The organism is Pseudomonas sp. LBUM1672 (assembly GCF_059695655.1).
The window spans coordinates 2,985,417-3,000,127 of the sequence record NZ_CP166781.1 but is presented as its reverse complement, the minus strand read 5'-3'; the positions used below and the strand labels follow the sequence as shown (position 1 = coordinate 3,000,127).

The following is a 14,711-nucleotide window of genomic DNA, read 5'->3' as shown; positions in this document are numbered from 1 at the left end:
AATGTGGGAAATCAGGATGAGTCAATGACCGACAATTCTCTCTCGCAAGCCGAATATGACGCCATCACCGATGCCGCTGCGCACTGGTGCATGCGTCTGCACGCCGTGGACTGCACCGCTGAAGAGCGGATCGCCTTCGAACAGTGGCGAGAGGCTCATCCGCTGCATGCGTTCGAGTACGAGGCCATGCTGGAAATCTGGGAAGTCGCGGGGGATTTGCCGCGTCCCGAAGCCGTCGCACCGGTTGCTCGTTTCAAACCTGCCACGCCCTGGCGCACGATTGGTATTGCCGCCGCCGTTTGTGCCCTGGCGTTGCCGTTGGCGGCGTACAGCGGCTGGAACATGGGCTGGCTACCAAATTCGTATCAGCACTTCGAAGCCAGCGACACGGTTCGTCAGGTCACCCTGAGCGATGGCAGCCAAGTGGAGTTGAACCTGGACAGCGAGCTGACGTTCAGCAACTACAAGGATCAGCGCCGGGTCACGCTGGAAAAAGGCGAGGCCTTCTTCAGTGTCAGCCACGACCTGGCTCACCCTTTTGTTGTCAGGGCAGCGGAGGGAAGAATTCGGGTCACCGGGACCAAATTCAACGTCTGGATGTACGAGGATCAGGTACGCGTGAACCTGATTGAGGGCTCAGTGCTGGTCAGCAGCAACGATGATCTTCCGGGCGATGGCTTGCGTCTCGGACCTGCCATGCAGGCGCGCTATAAACACGGCGACTTCACCCCGCAGATCAATCAGACCTATCCCAACGACAACGCCCTGGCCTGGCGCAGCGGCAAACTGGTGCTTGATGATCTGTCGTTGAACGATGCCCTGCCGTTGATCAACCGTTACCTGAGCAAACCGATCATGGTCGCTGACCACAGCACCGGCACGATTCGTCTGGGTGGCATCTACAACATCAAGGAACTCAACAACCTGGTGGCTTCCCTGCCCAAAGTACTGCCGGTCTACCTGACCCGAAACAAGGAAGGTAATCCGGTACTCAATTCGATCCCGCAACAAACCCCGAAAAGCTGAAAGGCCGCAACCCTCAACGGGAGGCGGCCTTTCATTTGTCGCTTGCACCGCCCTCTTCTTATTGAGCGGCCACCTTCCCGGCTTTTTCATCCTGCTCGCGGATCGTCTGCGCCTGATACTGCGGATCTGACGTGATCTGCTGCTCGGTAAACGGCAACGGACTCAGCTGTTTCTTCGAAAAGGCCAGGGTCTGGTCCCGGGAATACTTCGATGTCGGATCGCTGGACAACGAGAACGCCAGCAGACCTTGCGCGTGCGGGCCTTTGTCATCAAAGGTCACCACTTGCAAATAGCTGGTGCCGCTGATGACTTCGAGTTTGCCATCGGTCCTCGGCACACTCTGGATGGCGTTGTACACGCCCAGCGTGCCCGGCCCGCCGTGGATCGGCGTCTGCTGGCCGCCGCTGCTGACCACCTGAATGTCGCCCCAACGGCTGTCATCCTTGAGCCCAAGCTTTTTGACCTGCTCCACCGACGCCAGCATTGCTTCGCGTATCGCCCGGCTCACCTGCGGATTATCCAGTGCCAGCCCGCGCGGTGTGTGTTGCGGGTCTTTCGGATCGAATGCCACTCGCCAGATGTCCGGGACTTGCTGCAACGGTTCCATTACGTTCTGGAAGTGAACAAACCCGAGCCCGCTGTCCAAATTTGCGCTGCGGTCCCACGCCTTGAGGCTCGCACATACCGGCGCGAGCGTGGCGGCATCGGCGCCCAGATCGCCAGCGCAGAACTGCAACAGATCCGGCATCACTTGCCCGGCCTGATAGACCTGATCGTCCATCACCATTCGTTGCAAATCCGCCGCCGAGATCAGGCCGGCCTTGCTCAGCGTGCTCAATCGATCCAGGGCGAAACGCGAGCGCAGCCCCAGTGCCTGGCCTTCCTGACTGATCAGGGGCGAGAAACCGGTGAGCGGCTGCGCCGGGTTGGCCATCCACGCAGAATCATTGGAGTGTTGTACGTAATCCTTGCGCAGCAGTTGCGGCAACTTGTCCGCCCCATAAATACCCTGTTGCGCGGCGTTCGGATCGCTGTCCCACGCGCAAGCGCTGTTGGAGCCGTCGAGCACGATCATCTGCAACCCGATGCGCGGGTCGCTGCACTTGGCCAGTTTGTCGGCGCTGACGTTCGGCACCACCGACAGGTTCATGTAGAGCGTTTGCCCCTGACTATCCACCGCCAGGGTGTTGACCCACGGGATGCCTTGAATCTTGTGCACCGAGGCCTGCAAATCCTTGAGGCTGGTGGCCTGATTCATCGCGTACCACTGCTGCAACACCCGGTCGTTTTCCAGGTTGGCATCGCGCAGGCTGTAGGCGTATTGATTGTCCCAGTCGAGTTTGCCGGGCCACTGCACGATCGGACCGAACTGCGAGCTATAGACCACATGAGACACCGCTCGGGTCTGGCCGTCGGGCTGTTTCACGTTCACCGTCACGGTTTGCTTGTCCATTGGCAGCGACTTGCCGTCAAGCAGGTAACGAGTCGGATCCTTGGGATCAAGTTGCAGGCGATACAGGGTGAAGTGCTTGGACGTGTCCACCGTATGGGTCCACGCCAGGTGCTGGTTGAACCCGATATTGATCATCGGCAGCCCCGGCAACGCCGCGCCCATCACATCCAGCTTGCCGGGAATGGTCAGGTGCATCTGATAGAAGCGCATCCCGCCAATCCAGGGGAAATGCGGGTTGGCGAGCAGCATCCCACGGCCATTGAACGACCGCTCGTTGCCGACCGCCACCGCATTGCTGCCGCGATCCAGCGCGAACCGCTGCATGCGCGTGGCCGCCAGCTGAAACGACGACCCTTCGCCTGCGGCCTTCGTGACGGCCTTGGGTGGCGTCGCCCCCGCCAGCGCTTCGGCGAACTGCCCCACTCCGCCTTCGACCAACAGACGGCGGGTCAACTTGACCAGGTCCTGCGAGGTGATATCGCGTACCCATTCGCCTTGGCATTGCTGCGGCAAACCCTGTGCGCGGCGTTCGCTCAGCGAGCGGTTGTAGCCCGCAACATAACCTTCGACCAGATCACGCACTGGTGAGGTTTGCGCCTTCCAGAACCCGGCGACGGCGTCAGGGGTATTGAGCCAGGTGAAGAACAGATCGCTGACCTGGTTTTCGCGCTCCTCGACCGTCAGTTGGTCCGGGCCGAAATAGTGTGAACGCTCGCCATTGACGGTGACAATCTCATTGGCCAGCAAGCACAGGTTGTCCTGGGCGTAGGCGTAACCGATGCCATAACCGAGACCACGCTCGTTTTCGGCACGGATATGCGGCACACCAAAACTGGTGCGGCGAATATCGGCGCTCGCCTCCTCGGGCGTACTGCGCGCGCTTGCCGCAAGACTCAGCCCCACCAACATGCCCGCCAGGCTCAACCTGGTTAATTGCCTGGAAATAATCACGCTCGCTCCTGATCGAAAAGACAAACACCCTGCGTCAAACACGCACCGCGCCTTCCCCTAGGAACGAAATCGACGACAAAAATTTAGGCCCTGAAAGGCGCTTTTTCCGGCCATCTCACAGGCTGCTGACATGCCGGTGACGAATTTTCTACATTCGGGCGTTCATTATTTGGTGTGCTCGTACGTCTTATTCAATGAGAGCACCCATCACATTTCCTGGCCGGCTCGGAAAAGGAGTTTTTGCATGTACAACTCGCAACTGCCAACGGACGGTAGTCACGCGCCCAAGGGTTCAGCCATGAGCTCCGGGGTCTTCAGCCAACAAGGCGAGCGCAATGGCAACGAGCGGATCAGGTTGCTGCTCAAAAGCTATGGACTGCGAACCAGTCTGATTCGACTCAAGGTCATCGACGCCTTGCTGACCGCCGCCGAAAGCGAGCGCAGCCTGGGCGTGCGCGGCGTGCATGGCCACTTGCTGGACCTGGATATCCCCCTGTCCTTTCTCAGTGTGCGAGAAGTGTTGAAACGCTTGTGCAGCGAAGGCGTAATCACGCTCAACGCGGACAAAAGCTACAGCCTGCATCCACAGGCTGTAGCCCTGCTTCATCGCGACTGATCAGTTCAATGCGTCGTTCAAGGCTTGACCTTGCGACGCATCACGCCATTGATCACCACCACGATCACCGCCACGCCGATGGCGATGTACTGAAACAGCTTCTCGCTGATGACACCTGCGTTTTGCAGATACGAAAGGCCGAACATGATCCCCAGCACCACCAGGGAGATCAGAATCGAGTATTTCAAACGTTGCGACTGAGTCATTGCGAGTTCCTGAACCTGAAAAATGTATCCGTTTTGTATCTGAAAGCATGCCAAGCCCCTACCTTTGTGCGGGAATGGGACGCTGCAAACGGGGTCTCATGTTACAGCCGATGAAGAGATTTGGCTTTATTGCAGCGATAACCATGAGGATTTTCAAATGTTACGTCGAATCACGTTGCTGATTCCCCTGATCGCTCTGCTAACCCTTAGCGGTTGCATCGTTTTCCCCCACGGGGGCTGGCACGGTGACCACCATTACGACAGAGGTGGACCTGGTTATTACCAGCACCGTTAAAACCTCTTCGAAAGTAAAACTAATCACTTGTAAAAACACAAACGCACCCTGTAAGACTTTTCGATATACCCGCTTAGTAGCGGGTATTTTCGTGTAGGATTTCTCCTGCACCAATGTACGTCACTTCACAAAAACTCTCTCTTTTGTTCTCTGACCCGCGCACTAGACGGGCCGCAAAACTTCTGAAATTTTGTGTCTCACTTATCGCAATGAAATTACTCATCGATAATGACTATTCTTGCTCCACCACCTGAGAACTTACTTTATAACTTAAGCCCCCCGAAGGAACTCCATGCGCAGCGCCTTGATAACTATAAGCCCCATTCGATTATTCGGGTTTTGCATCGCAATTGCTCTTTTCGAACTACTCACTTATATGGCCAGCGATATGATCATGCCGGCCATGCTAACTGTCACCCAACAACTGAATTCCAGTCCCGAGCATGTCCCTTATGCCTTTAATTTGTATTTAGCCGGGGGCGTTCTCCTGCAGTGGCTGATCGGGCCGCTGTCCGATCAGTACGGTCGCCGCAGAATGTTGCTTATCGGTTGCGGGCTATTCGCCCTGGCCTGCGTTGCCACGTTCAACGTGAAAACCATATATGCCTTCAACGCCTTGCGTCTGGTTCAAGGAATGGGGCTGGGGTTTGTCATTGCCGTCAGCTATCCGGCCTTGCAAGAAGTCTTCTGCGAAGCCGATGCAGTAAAAATCATGGCGCTACTAGGGAATGTTGCCCTGCTTTCACCTCTTCTGGGGCCCTTGCTGGGCAGTTTGTTGCTGGAATGGATCTCCTGGCGGGAGCTGTTTTTACTGCTGGGCGTCATTGGCGTGCTGGCCTGGGTTGCGCTGTTCATCTTCATGCCGGAGACCGTGGGAACTTTGCGCCACGATGGTCAGCGCCTGGCTGCAATGCCCTTTGAATGGCGTGGCACCTTTCGCCGCTATGTCGCTTTACTCACCAACCTGCGATTCATGACGGCCTCTGTTGCACTAGGCGTGATGAGCCTGCCATTGATCGCCTGGATCGGACTGGCGCCACTCCTGCTGATTCAGAACCAGGGGTTTTCGTCGCTTGAGTACGGCCTGTGGCAAATCCCGGTATTTGCGGCAGTCATTCTCGGCAACCTGATACTCAACCGATTGATTGCCAACAATGAGTTGCCACAACTGATTCGATACGCGCTTTGGCCGTTTTGCGGTGGGCTTATCGCGCTGCTCGCCAGCAGTGTCTACGGTGCGTCGACGCCTTTGCTGATCAGCGCCCTGGCGCTTTACGCCATCGGCCTGGGCATGAGCAATGCCGCACTGTACCGGCTCGCGCTATTTTCAAGCGACGACAGCAAAGGCCTGGTCTCGGCCATGATCGGCATGATTTCGATCGCCGTCATGGGCGGCGGCGGCTCGCTGATGGCAGCGGCCGGCGCTGGCGTCAGTCACGAATCCTTCGCCCTGATGGCGGGTGTCGCAGGGCTCTTGTGCCTGCTGCCCTTGCGCCTGTTCCTGCGGCGCGCCCTTCCCCCGCTTGCTGCCTGACCCCACTCGATAGGTCCTTCGATGATCCATTTACCCCACACCGATGCGCTTTGCGCGTTAACGCACCCCTATTGCCTGGATTCCGTGCCTGAAGGCCTGTTCGACCAGGCTATGGGGGAAATCAGCCTGTTTCATTGTCACCACACGCCCGGCTACGAGCGCTGGCTCAATGCTAACGGTCTCGTTGCACGAGACCTGGAGACACTGGATGACTGGTCAAGGCTGCCACCGATTTTCGCCCATTATTTCAAACGTCACTTGTTGTTCGGTCCCACAGGCGAAGACGCGCTGGAGCTGACATCCTCCGGCACCAGCGGCCAGAAGAGTCGCTTGCGCTACGACGAGCGCAGCATGGCCGCCGCCCAAGGGATGGTGAGCCACATTTTTCGCCATTACGGCTGGGACACCCCCGACACCCCTTGCAACTACTTGCTCCTGAGCTATGAACCCAAGGCCGCCATCACATTGGGTACCGCCTACACCGACCAGTTTTTGTGCAGTTACGCGCCGGTCAACCGCGTCGCCTACGGATTGCGCCTGACCGGAGAAGGTCACGCGTTCGATCTGTTCGGGGTGATCAGCGCCTTGCAGGCGTTTGCCGAAGAAGGTTTACCCGTGCGTATTCTCGGCTTCCCCGCGTTCCTTTCCCACGCGCTGCAACACATGGCAGACACCGGCGTGGCGGATCTGCAGTTGCCGGCCGAGTCACTGGTGTTTCTCGGTGGCGGCTGGAAAACCCAGGCGGCGCAGGAAATTCCTTTGTCGCAGTTGTATGAACGGATCAACCGCCAACTGGGTATCGACCTGTCCCGCTGCCGCGACGGCTACGGCGCTGTCGAGCATGCCGTGCCCTACGTCCAGTGCGCTCACCAGCATTTTCATGTGCCGGTTTATTCGAAGGTCTTCGTGCGCAATCCATCCGACTTCACCGTCCTGCCCTACGGCCGGCGCGGGTTGCTGGAGTTCGTGTCGCCCTACATTTCTTCCAGCCCCGCGCATGCCGTGGTCATGGGGGATCTGGCGACGCTGCACCCCGGATCAAGCTGCGGATGCGGCTTGCAGACCGACTGGTTTGAACTGCATGGACGCGCCGGCACGAGCGCCAGCCGAAGCTGCGCAATGGCCGCGTCTGAACTGATTGGAGGAGCCTGATATGTACCTGATCCATGGCGAACTGCGTGACGACGTCACCCTCGAAACCGCCCTCGGTGAACTGCACCCACAACTGCCACGGCTGCTGAACGCGCCGATCGACAGCGCCACCGTGATCGACGCAGCGGCCCGTTTTATCCTGCAATTGCAGGCTGGCAGGCTGGACGTGCCCCTCGACGACGATCAACGACTGGGGCTTGTCGACTTCTGCCAACGCAGCAACCTCGTCACCAAGCTTGAGCGAGAGTTGGGTGTGCAACCGCGCTCCCTGCGGCGTATCGATTACCGCCAAGCGTGCTTTGAGAGCTGGCACCCGCTGGGTCTGGTGGTTCACATCACGCCGGGCAATGCGCCGATGCTGGCGTTCTGCGCGGTCGTCGAAAGCCTGTTGGCCGGTAACATCAACTGGCTGCGCCCCAGCTCCAGCGATGATGGATTGACCGCCCGGTTACTCGCAGCGCTGGTGCACTGCGATACCCGCGGCAAGCTGGCTGATTTCATTGCGGTGTTGCCGGTCAGCACTACTCAGATAACGCGACTCTGCACCCACGCTGATGGTGTCGCCGCCTGGGGCGGTGAACAAGCACTCAAGGCGATTCGTCAGCAGATCCCGGCCGGGTGTCGCTTCATCGATTGGGGCCACAGGATCAGTTTCGCTTACCTGTCGCCCGACGCGGCTAGCCCTTCGACGCTGGACGCGTTGGTGGATGAAGTGTGCAGCCTCGATCAACAAGCGTGTTCCAGCCCGCAATGGCTACTGGTGGACAGCAACGATCCGGCGGTTTTGCGGGACCTGGGTGAACGTTTGGCCGAAGCGTTCACACGTCGTGCCTCACACTGGCCGGCGCTGATTCCGACAGACCAGGAGGCTTCGGAGATCACCACCCGCACCGCCATGGCGCGCCTGGAACATTGCTTTGCAAACCGGACTGGTCAGGTCTGGGCCGGCCCCGGATGGAGAGTCATCTGGGATCACAACCAGACGCTCGCGCCCTCGCCGTTGTTTCGCACGTTGCTACTCAAACCGGTGCCGCAACACTTGATCGCCGAGACGCTGTTGCCTTGGCGCACGGTCCTGCAAAGCTGCGCGTTGATTTGCTCACCTGCACAGACGCCCGGGCTGATACGCACGCTGGTCAATGCCGGCGTCACGCGTATCGCCCCGTGCGGTTCGATTCATGACGGTTACCCCGGGGAGCCCCATGACGGCGTGTACGCGCTGTCACGCTTCAGTCGTCGCCTCTCAGTGAGTCTGCCGCCGGAAGCAGTGCCTGGTCGGGCAACGCTCGATGCGCCACCTCCCGCTCCCGATACACGTCACGAACCGATCATGGACAAAACCGCGTTCATGACCCAACCGATCAACGCCTCTGCACAGTTGTATTTCCGTTCCGGCGGTAGCAGCGGCACGCCGGCCCTGGCCGGGTTCAGCTATCACGACTTTCTACGGCAAATGCGCGCGGCGGCTGATGGGATGTTTGCCGCCGGTCTCGACCCATCAACAGACCGGGCGATGAACCTGTTTTACGGCGGCAGCCTGTATGGAGGTTTCTCCAGTTTCACCAAGGTTCTGGAGCAGATGGGCGTTACGCACTTCCCAATGGGCGCGCCGCACAATGATGATTTCAGTGAAATTGCCCAGCTGATTGTGGACCACCGAATTACCGTGTTAATCGGCATGCCAAGTACGTTGCACCGCCTGTTTTTCAACGAACAAAGCCGACTTCGCGCATACGCCGGCATCAGCAAAGTGTTCCTCGGCGGTGAGCACCCCGGCGAGGCCAGCCTGCGCCTGATGGAAAGCTGCGGGGTTTTGACGATTCGCTCGGCGATCTATGGCTCGGTCGACGCCGGCCCGCTGGGGCATGCCTGCACGGCAACCGAAGACGGCGTCTTTCATTTGATGTGCGACACACAGCATCTGGAAATCGTGCATCTCGAACACGATGTGCCGGTGCAGGCCGATGAGGTCGGCCGGTTGCTATTCACCTCCCGCGCCCGGCAAGGCCAAAGCGTGCGCCGGTACGACGTTGGCGACACCGGGCGCTGGATACCCGGAGCCTGTCCGTGCGGGCTCGACTCTCCGCGATTCGAATTGCTGCAGCGTCACGGCAAGCTGATTCGCATGGGCACGGAATTCATTTCTCCGTTGGCACTACAGGAGAGTGTCGGCCTGCCTGTTCAACTGGTCCTGGACCATGCCCTCGATGGCCGGGAGCGACTGACGGTTCTAGCGAACCTGAATGCCGACCAGGTTTATGCAAACTTGTTGAACCATGAAGCATTGGCCAATGCCGTGAACGCTGCACTGTTAACGGTGGAAGTTCACCAGTGCGCTGAATCCGGGTTCACCAGAAACAAACACAGCGGGAAAACACCGTTGGTTATCGATAACAGGAAATAAACCTGTTGCCAGTTTTTCAACCGTAGAAACGCCTGATAAAAAGAGAACCCGGTGAACACACCTTATTCGCTTGAACAACTCGTGAATTACATAAGGCAACACTCAAACTTCTATCGCAAACACCTGCAACACTTGCCATTGGAAGGAAACACTTTAAAAGACCTTCCATTAACCAATGTTGCCGACTATTGGGCAGACAGTAACGATCTAACTGAATGGCCCGTACTGACCGGACAGATCAGTAACGGGCTGGTGTTCAAAACGGGGGGTTCAACCAGCCACGGCAAACTATCGGTGTATTCCAAGGATGAATGGCAAACGTTGGTCAGCACGTTCGGCGACAGTATTTCCTGCCAACTGAAAAACGGCGACCGCGTCGCCAATCTGTTCTTCAGCGGCGATCTCTATGCCAGCTTTCTGTTCATCCACGACTCGCTGACGCACGTCAAACGGTCTATCTGTGAGTTTCCGTTCACTGGCGAAGTCAGCATGGATGTCCTGGCGGATGCGCTGGATCAGCACCGGATCAACGTGCTGGTCGGCGTGCCGGCGCAGTTATTGCGCTTTGCGGCCTACCTGAACCAGCATCAGCGGGTTCTGTGTGGGGTTGAAACGTTGCTGTACGGCGGCGAAAGCCTGTTCGGCCCGCAAATGGCAATATTCACCCAGGTGTTTCCCAACGTGCGCATCGCCTCAATCGGCTATGCCAGCGTCGATGCGGGTCTGATCGGGGCGACGAGCCGAGACTGCGCCCTGGGCGAGCATCGGGTGTTTGAACCGCAGACTTTGCTGGAAATCGTCGATGAACTCACCGGCGAAGTCATCGAAGAATGCGACCGTACTGGAGTGTTGGTGGTGACCAACCTGACACGCCGACTGATGCCACTGCTGCGTTATCCGGTGGGCGACCGCGCCTGCTGGCGTGAGCCAGGCACAACCCCGATGCGCAAATTCGCCCTCAAGGGACGGAGCGCCCATAGTCAGCGGGTTCGGGTGGGGTCTATGTCGTTGTTGATCGACGAAGTTCTGCAGATCGTCCAGCGCGTTGCCGATACCGATCAGTGGCAATTGCGCATCGAACATGACGGCTACAAGGACATCGTCAGTGTGAAATGGGTGCCCGGCGTTCCAGCACTGACCACCGCGCCGATGTGCCAGGCGCTGTATGCAGCGCTTGTGACCCACTATCCCGCGCTCGAGCAACTGAATCGCGAAGGGTTGCTGGAGCTGCGGGTGCTGTCCTGCCCCGCCACCGAACTGAAGCTTCACCCTCGCTCGGGAAAACAGATGCGGGTCTTGGATTTGCGCACCTATGACGCGCCATCACTGGAGACTGCGTGATGTCTCACCTGATTTTTCGACGCTTTCGCCCTTCCGACGCCCGCGCCGTGAGCGAGCTGTTTCGTGAGGTCTATGGCGATCATTACGTTCAACCGGATGTTTACCTGCCGAACATGATCAGCCAGCACATTGCCGACGGCCGCTGGAAATCGATGCTGGCGGTGGACGACGTAAGGGTTCTCGGGCATGCCGCGTTGTGCCAGGAAGTGTTCCCGCAAACTGCGGAACTGGCGCTCAGCGTGGTGCATCCCGCCGCGCAGGGGCAAAGTATCGCGACCCGCCTGGGCCGGGAGTTACTGTTGCAGGCCGGACCACTGGGCTTCAAGAGTGTCGTGATCAAACAAGTGACCCACCACCCGTACACTCAACGCATGGCTGCAAACATCGGCTTCCACAGCACGGGCGTGCTTCCCGACTACGTCCCTTCGCCCTTCGGCGAGCCGCACCCGGAAACCATTGTGATGGGTTGCTACGTGGTTGAAGGCCACGCGCGCCCGCTCCCTGACATTCCCTGGCCTGAGCGCTATCGAGGATTTATGCAGCACCTGTGTTCGCTGTTCGGGACTCATCCGCAAATACCAGCACCACCTTCGATGCCCTTGCAGATCAAGCAACATCATCACCGCTTCGACATGGTCGTTCAGCGCTTGAGCAAACGCCTGCTCGACCAGATCCGGCAATTGCCCGGTCACTGGATGATCTCGACCCGGGTTGCGTTATCACGGCACTTCACCGAAGACCTGCGCAGTTTGACGCTGCTGGGTTTCACCTTCACCGGGTTGATGCCCGCACCCGGCAATCATGGATGGTTCGCCCTGTTTCATAGAGGAGCGCAGCCTCGATCCCTCAACCTGCATTGCCCCTACATGCAACAGCTGCACGACGACTTGCAGCGCAATACCGAAACACTGGCCAGCGCTCGCTCAGCTGCTTGAGTCTTATCTGTGAAAGTCATTGCCCGGCTGCGCGCAAAGCTCCACCAGCCAGTCGACAAACACCCTTACCCGCCGGGACAACTGGCGGTGTGGGGGATAGAGGGCCGTCAATGGCATTCCGGGGGGCGGCGTCGATTTCATGATTTCGCACAAACGCCCTTCCTTCAATTGACGGGCAACGTGGTAGTACGGTGTCTGCACCAGCCCGTAGCCTGCCTCGCAGGCCGCAATGTAACCATCAGCACTGTTGACCGAGACATGCTTGGGCAGATCTACCTGGCGGATTTGATCGTTGATCATGAAGTCCAGGCCGAAGCGTTTTCCGGTTGCACTGGAGAAGTACTCCACCATCCGATGGCCCTCGAGGTCCGCCAGGGTTTGGGGGGCGCCGTAATGCGCCACATAATCGGGGCTGGCGCAGGTCACCTGATCGAGCATGACCAGCGGCCGCGCCACCAGTGAGTCATCCAGCGCCGAACCGCCGCGCAGCACACAATCGACGCCTTCACGAATCAGGTCGACAGGTCGGTCATTCAAGCCGATGTCCAGTTCGATCAAGGGATAGCGACGGGTGAAGTGCGGCAATGCGGGAATCACGATCAAACGCCCGATCCCGGACGGCATGTCCACTCGCAGCAGGCCTTTGGGGTTCTGGCGAGCGGCGGAGAACACTGCTTCGGTTTCCTCCAGATCAGCCAGCAATCGCACGCATCTCGGGTAGTAGGCCGCACCGTCGAGGGTCAGGCTGATTTGCCGCGTGGTCCGTTGCAACAGTTGCACACCAAGATGCGCTTCAAGCTGCTTGATCAGGATGGTCACCGAAGCGCGGGGCAACTGCAGGCTGTCTGCCGCTTTGGCAAAGCCGCCCAACTCGACGATTCGGGTGAACACGCGCATGGCGTTAAAGCGGTCCATGGTCAGAGCGCTCCAAGTGATTGTTTAGAATTTGCAAACAGTGATAGCAGTTTTACCCGGTTTATCTTGTTTCTGTCGAGGTCAACACTGGGGTCTTACACCACAGGGAGTTGATTTTATGCAAACACGTCAATTGGGCAAAAATGGCCCGCAGGTTTCGGCCATCGGTCTGGGCTGCATGGGCATGACCGATTTCTACACGACCGGTGTTGACACCCGCGAAGCCATCGCCACCCTGCATCGGGCGCTGGAATTGGGGATCAACCTGCTCGACACCGCTGACATGTACGGCCCGCACACCAACGAAGAACTGATCGGCAAGGCCATTGTCGGCAAGCGCGAGCAGGTGTTCCTGGCCAGCAAATTCGGCATCGTCCGCGATCCGTCCAACCCCGGCGCCCGGGGCGTCAACGGTCGCCCGGAGTACATTCGCGACGCTATCGACGGCACGCTTAAACGCCTGGGCGTTGAAACCCTGGATTTGTACTACCAGCACCGCATCGATCCGCAGGTGGCCATCGAGGAAACGGTCGGCGCAATGGCCGAGTTGGTCAAAGCCGGCAAGGTGCGTTATCTGGGCTTGAGTGAAGCGTCAGCCGACACGCTGGAGCGCGCGCACAAGGTTCATCCCATCAGCGCCCTGCAAAGTGAATATTCGCTGTGGAGCCGCGATCAGGAAGAAAATGGTTGCCTGGCCGCATGTCAGCGCCTGGGCGTTGCCTTCGTCCCTTACAGTCCATTGGGTCGAGGTTTTCTGACGGGCGCACTGAAAAGCGCGGATGACTTCGCCGCCGACGATTACCGTCGCTTCAGCCCGCGCTTTCAAGGGGATAATTTTGCGAAGAACCTGTTGCTGGTGCAGCAAGTTCAGGCCCTGGCCGTCGACAAAGGGGTGACAGCGGGCCAACTGGCGTTGGCCTGGGTGCTCGCGCAAGGTGATTATCTGATCCCGATTCCGGGGACCAAACAGCGTAGATACCTTGAAGAGAATGTTGCTGCACTGGAAATAAAACTCAGCCGTGACGAGTTGCACGCGCTGGAGGCGATCTTCCCGGCCAATGCCACCGCCGGCTTGCGCTATCCAGAGGAAGTCATGAAGTTGCTTGACCGGTAACCGACGCCTGGCCCACTCAGTCTGAGTGGGCCAGCATTACCGAGCGTCAGGCCTTGGAGCTGACGCCACCATCGGTAGGAGGCACCGTCGTGCCATTGCCCTTGCCGTAGGTCTGCAAGTTCTGCAGTACGTAAATTGCCGTCTTGAATTCCGGGATCAGGCCAGCGGAATACTTGTCGCCCTTGATGCTGTTGCTCTGGATGGTGTCCAGTTGCGTGGCGAAATACTCCAGCGCATTGAATTTTGCATCCGGGTCTTTCTGCACGCCGAACCGGTCAAACTTGTCGCCGGCATTCATCAACGTCATCCACGTGATGTCGGAAATCAGTCCCTTGCCTCTCAAAAAGGAACTGAGATTGCCCAGTTGTTTGGCGGAGACATTTTCCGGATCGAAACCTTTTACGTTTCGATGGATTTTCATTGCATCCATTTTCGCCGTGCTCAGCGCGTTTGGATTGCTCCCCACCAGTGACAGCATTTGCTTGATCCGGGCGCTTTGCTTGATAGGCTTGCCGCCGCCCGTATCCTGAACCAATAAACCTGCCTTGGATGTCCAAGCCCCGGCGTAGCCGATAGTCATGATTGCACTCCCGACGGCGTGACCATAAAAAACTCCTTGTTAACCCCGATTTAGAGCGGCCAAGTATCAGCGTGGCAACTTGCCATACCAACAAGTATTTGCGGTTTTTACAGTTTTCGTACATTTACGATACAAAGCACCAAGAGCCTTGATTCATTGGTCTATACCAACTCGCCGTCATTGGACTGG

12 protein-coding genes are annotated in these 14,711 nt (G+C 58.3%); 8 read left to right on the top strand and 4 right to left on the bottom strand.

Annotation, left to right across the window (positions count from 1 at the left end):
• The first annotated feature begins 24 nt into the window (after positions 1-24).
• Positions 25-1,026, top strand: a complete 1,002-nt coding sequence (locus ACA053_RS13705) for a FecR family protein (protein WP_109630819.1) — start codon at positions 25-27, stop codon at positions 1,024-1,026.
• Positions 1,027-1,084: 58 nt separating this feature from the next.
• Here ACA053_RS13705 and pvdQ read toward each other — a convergent pair whose 3' ends face one another.
• Positions 1,085-3,430, bottom strand: coding sequence for a bifunctional acylase PvdQ (gene pvdQ / locus ACA053_RS13700; protein WP_497395930.1), 2,346 nt, complete (start codon positions 3,428-3,430; stop codon positions 1,085-1,087).
• Between the two features lie 244 nt (positions 3,431-3,674).
• Between pvdQ and ACA053_RS13695 the strand changes: the two genes are divergently transcribed.
• Positions 3,675-4,046, top strand: a complete 372-nt coding sequence (locus ACA053_RS13695; RefSeq protein WP_497317855.1) for a fe2+ zn2+ uptake regulation protein — start codon at positions 3,675-3,677, stop codon at positions 4,044-4,046.
• A gap of 17 nt (positions 4,047-4,063) precedes the next feature.
• On the opposite strand, the gene ACA053_RS13690 is transcribed toward ACA053_RS13695, so the two are convergent.
• Entirely contained in the window at positions 4,064-4,252 is a 189-nt protein-coding gene (locus tag ACA053_RS13690) for a hypothetical protein (protein ID WP_008024801.1), read from the bottom strand.
• Positions 4,253-4,839: 587 nt separating this feature from the next.
• Between ACA053_RS13690 and ACA053_RS13685 the strand changes: the two genes are divergently transcribed.
• The 5 genes from ACA053_RS13685 to ACA053_RS13665 are packed head-to-tail and all read left to right on the top strand — an operon-like array spanning position 4,840 to position 11,913.
• Positions 4,840-6,081, top strand: a complete 1,242-nt coding sequence (locus ACA053_RS13685) for an MFS transporter (protein WP_497317853.1) — start codon at positions 4,840-4,842, stop codon at positions 6,079-6,081.
• Between the two features lie 21 nt (positions 6,082-6,102).
• Complete coding sequence (locus ACA053_RS13680) at positions 6,103-7,233, top strand: LuxE/PaaK family acyltransferase (RefSeq protein WP_497317851.1); 1,131 nt, start codon at positions 6,103-6,105, stop codon at positions 7,231-7,233.
• Between the two features lies 1 nt (position 7,234).
• The gene (locus ACA053_RS13675; RefSeq protein WP_497395928.1) at positions 7,235-9,637 is read left to right on the top strand and encodes an aldehyde dehydrogenase family protein; all 2,403 of its coding nucleotides are present in this window, start codon (positions 7,235-7,237) and stop codon (positions 9,635-9,637) included.
• A 51-nt stretch (positions 9,638-9,688) separates the two neighbouring features.
• On the top strand, positions 9,689-10,978 hold the full coding sequence (locus ACA053_RS13670; RefSeq protein WP_497395926.1) for a phenylacetate--CoA ligase family protein: 1,290 nt from the start codon (positions 9,689-9,691) through the stop codon (positions 10,976-10,978).
• On the top strand, positions 10,978-11,913 hold the full coding sequence (locus ACA053_RS13665) for a GNAT family N-acetyltransferase (protein ID WP_109630801.1): 936 nt from the start codon (positions 10,978-10,980) through the stop codon (positions 11,911-11,913). The genes ACA053_RS13670 and ACA053_RS13665 overlap by 1 nt, the downstream gene beginning before the upstream one ends.
• Before the next feature lie 3 nt (positions 11,914-11,916).
• Here ACA053_RS13665 and ACA053_RS13660 read toward each other — a convergent pair whose 3' ends face one another.
• Positions 11,917-12,828 carry a LysR family transcriptional regulator gene (locus ACA053_RS13660; protein WP_497395924.1) on the bottom strand — a complete coding sequence of 304 codons (912 nt, stop codon included), beginning with the start codon at positions 12,826-12,828 and terminating at the stop codon, positions 11,917-11,919.
• Between the two features lie 118 nt (positions 12,829-12,946).
• Here ACA053_RS13660 and ACA053_RS13655 point away from each other — a divergent pair, with 118 nt between their 5' ends.
• Positions 12,947-13,942, top strand: a complete 996-nt coding sequence (locus ACA053_RS13655) for an aldo/keto reductase (RefSeq protein ID WP_497395922.1) — start codon at positions 12,947-12,949, stop codon at positions 13,940-13,942.
• A gap of 46 nt (positions 13,943-13,988) precedes the next feature.
• Here the strand turns inward: ACA053_RS13655 and ACA053_RS13650 are convergent, their stop codons facing one another.
• Positions 13,989-14,522: a hypothetical protein gene (locus ACA053_RS13650; protein WP_109630794.1), complete on the bottom strand. Its 534-nt coding sequence runs from the start codon at positions 14,520-14,522 to the stop codon at positions 13,989-13,991.
• Between the last annotated feature and the right edge of the window lie 189 nt (positions 14,523-14,711).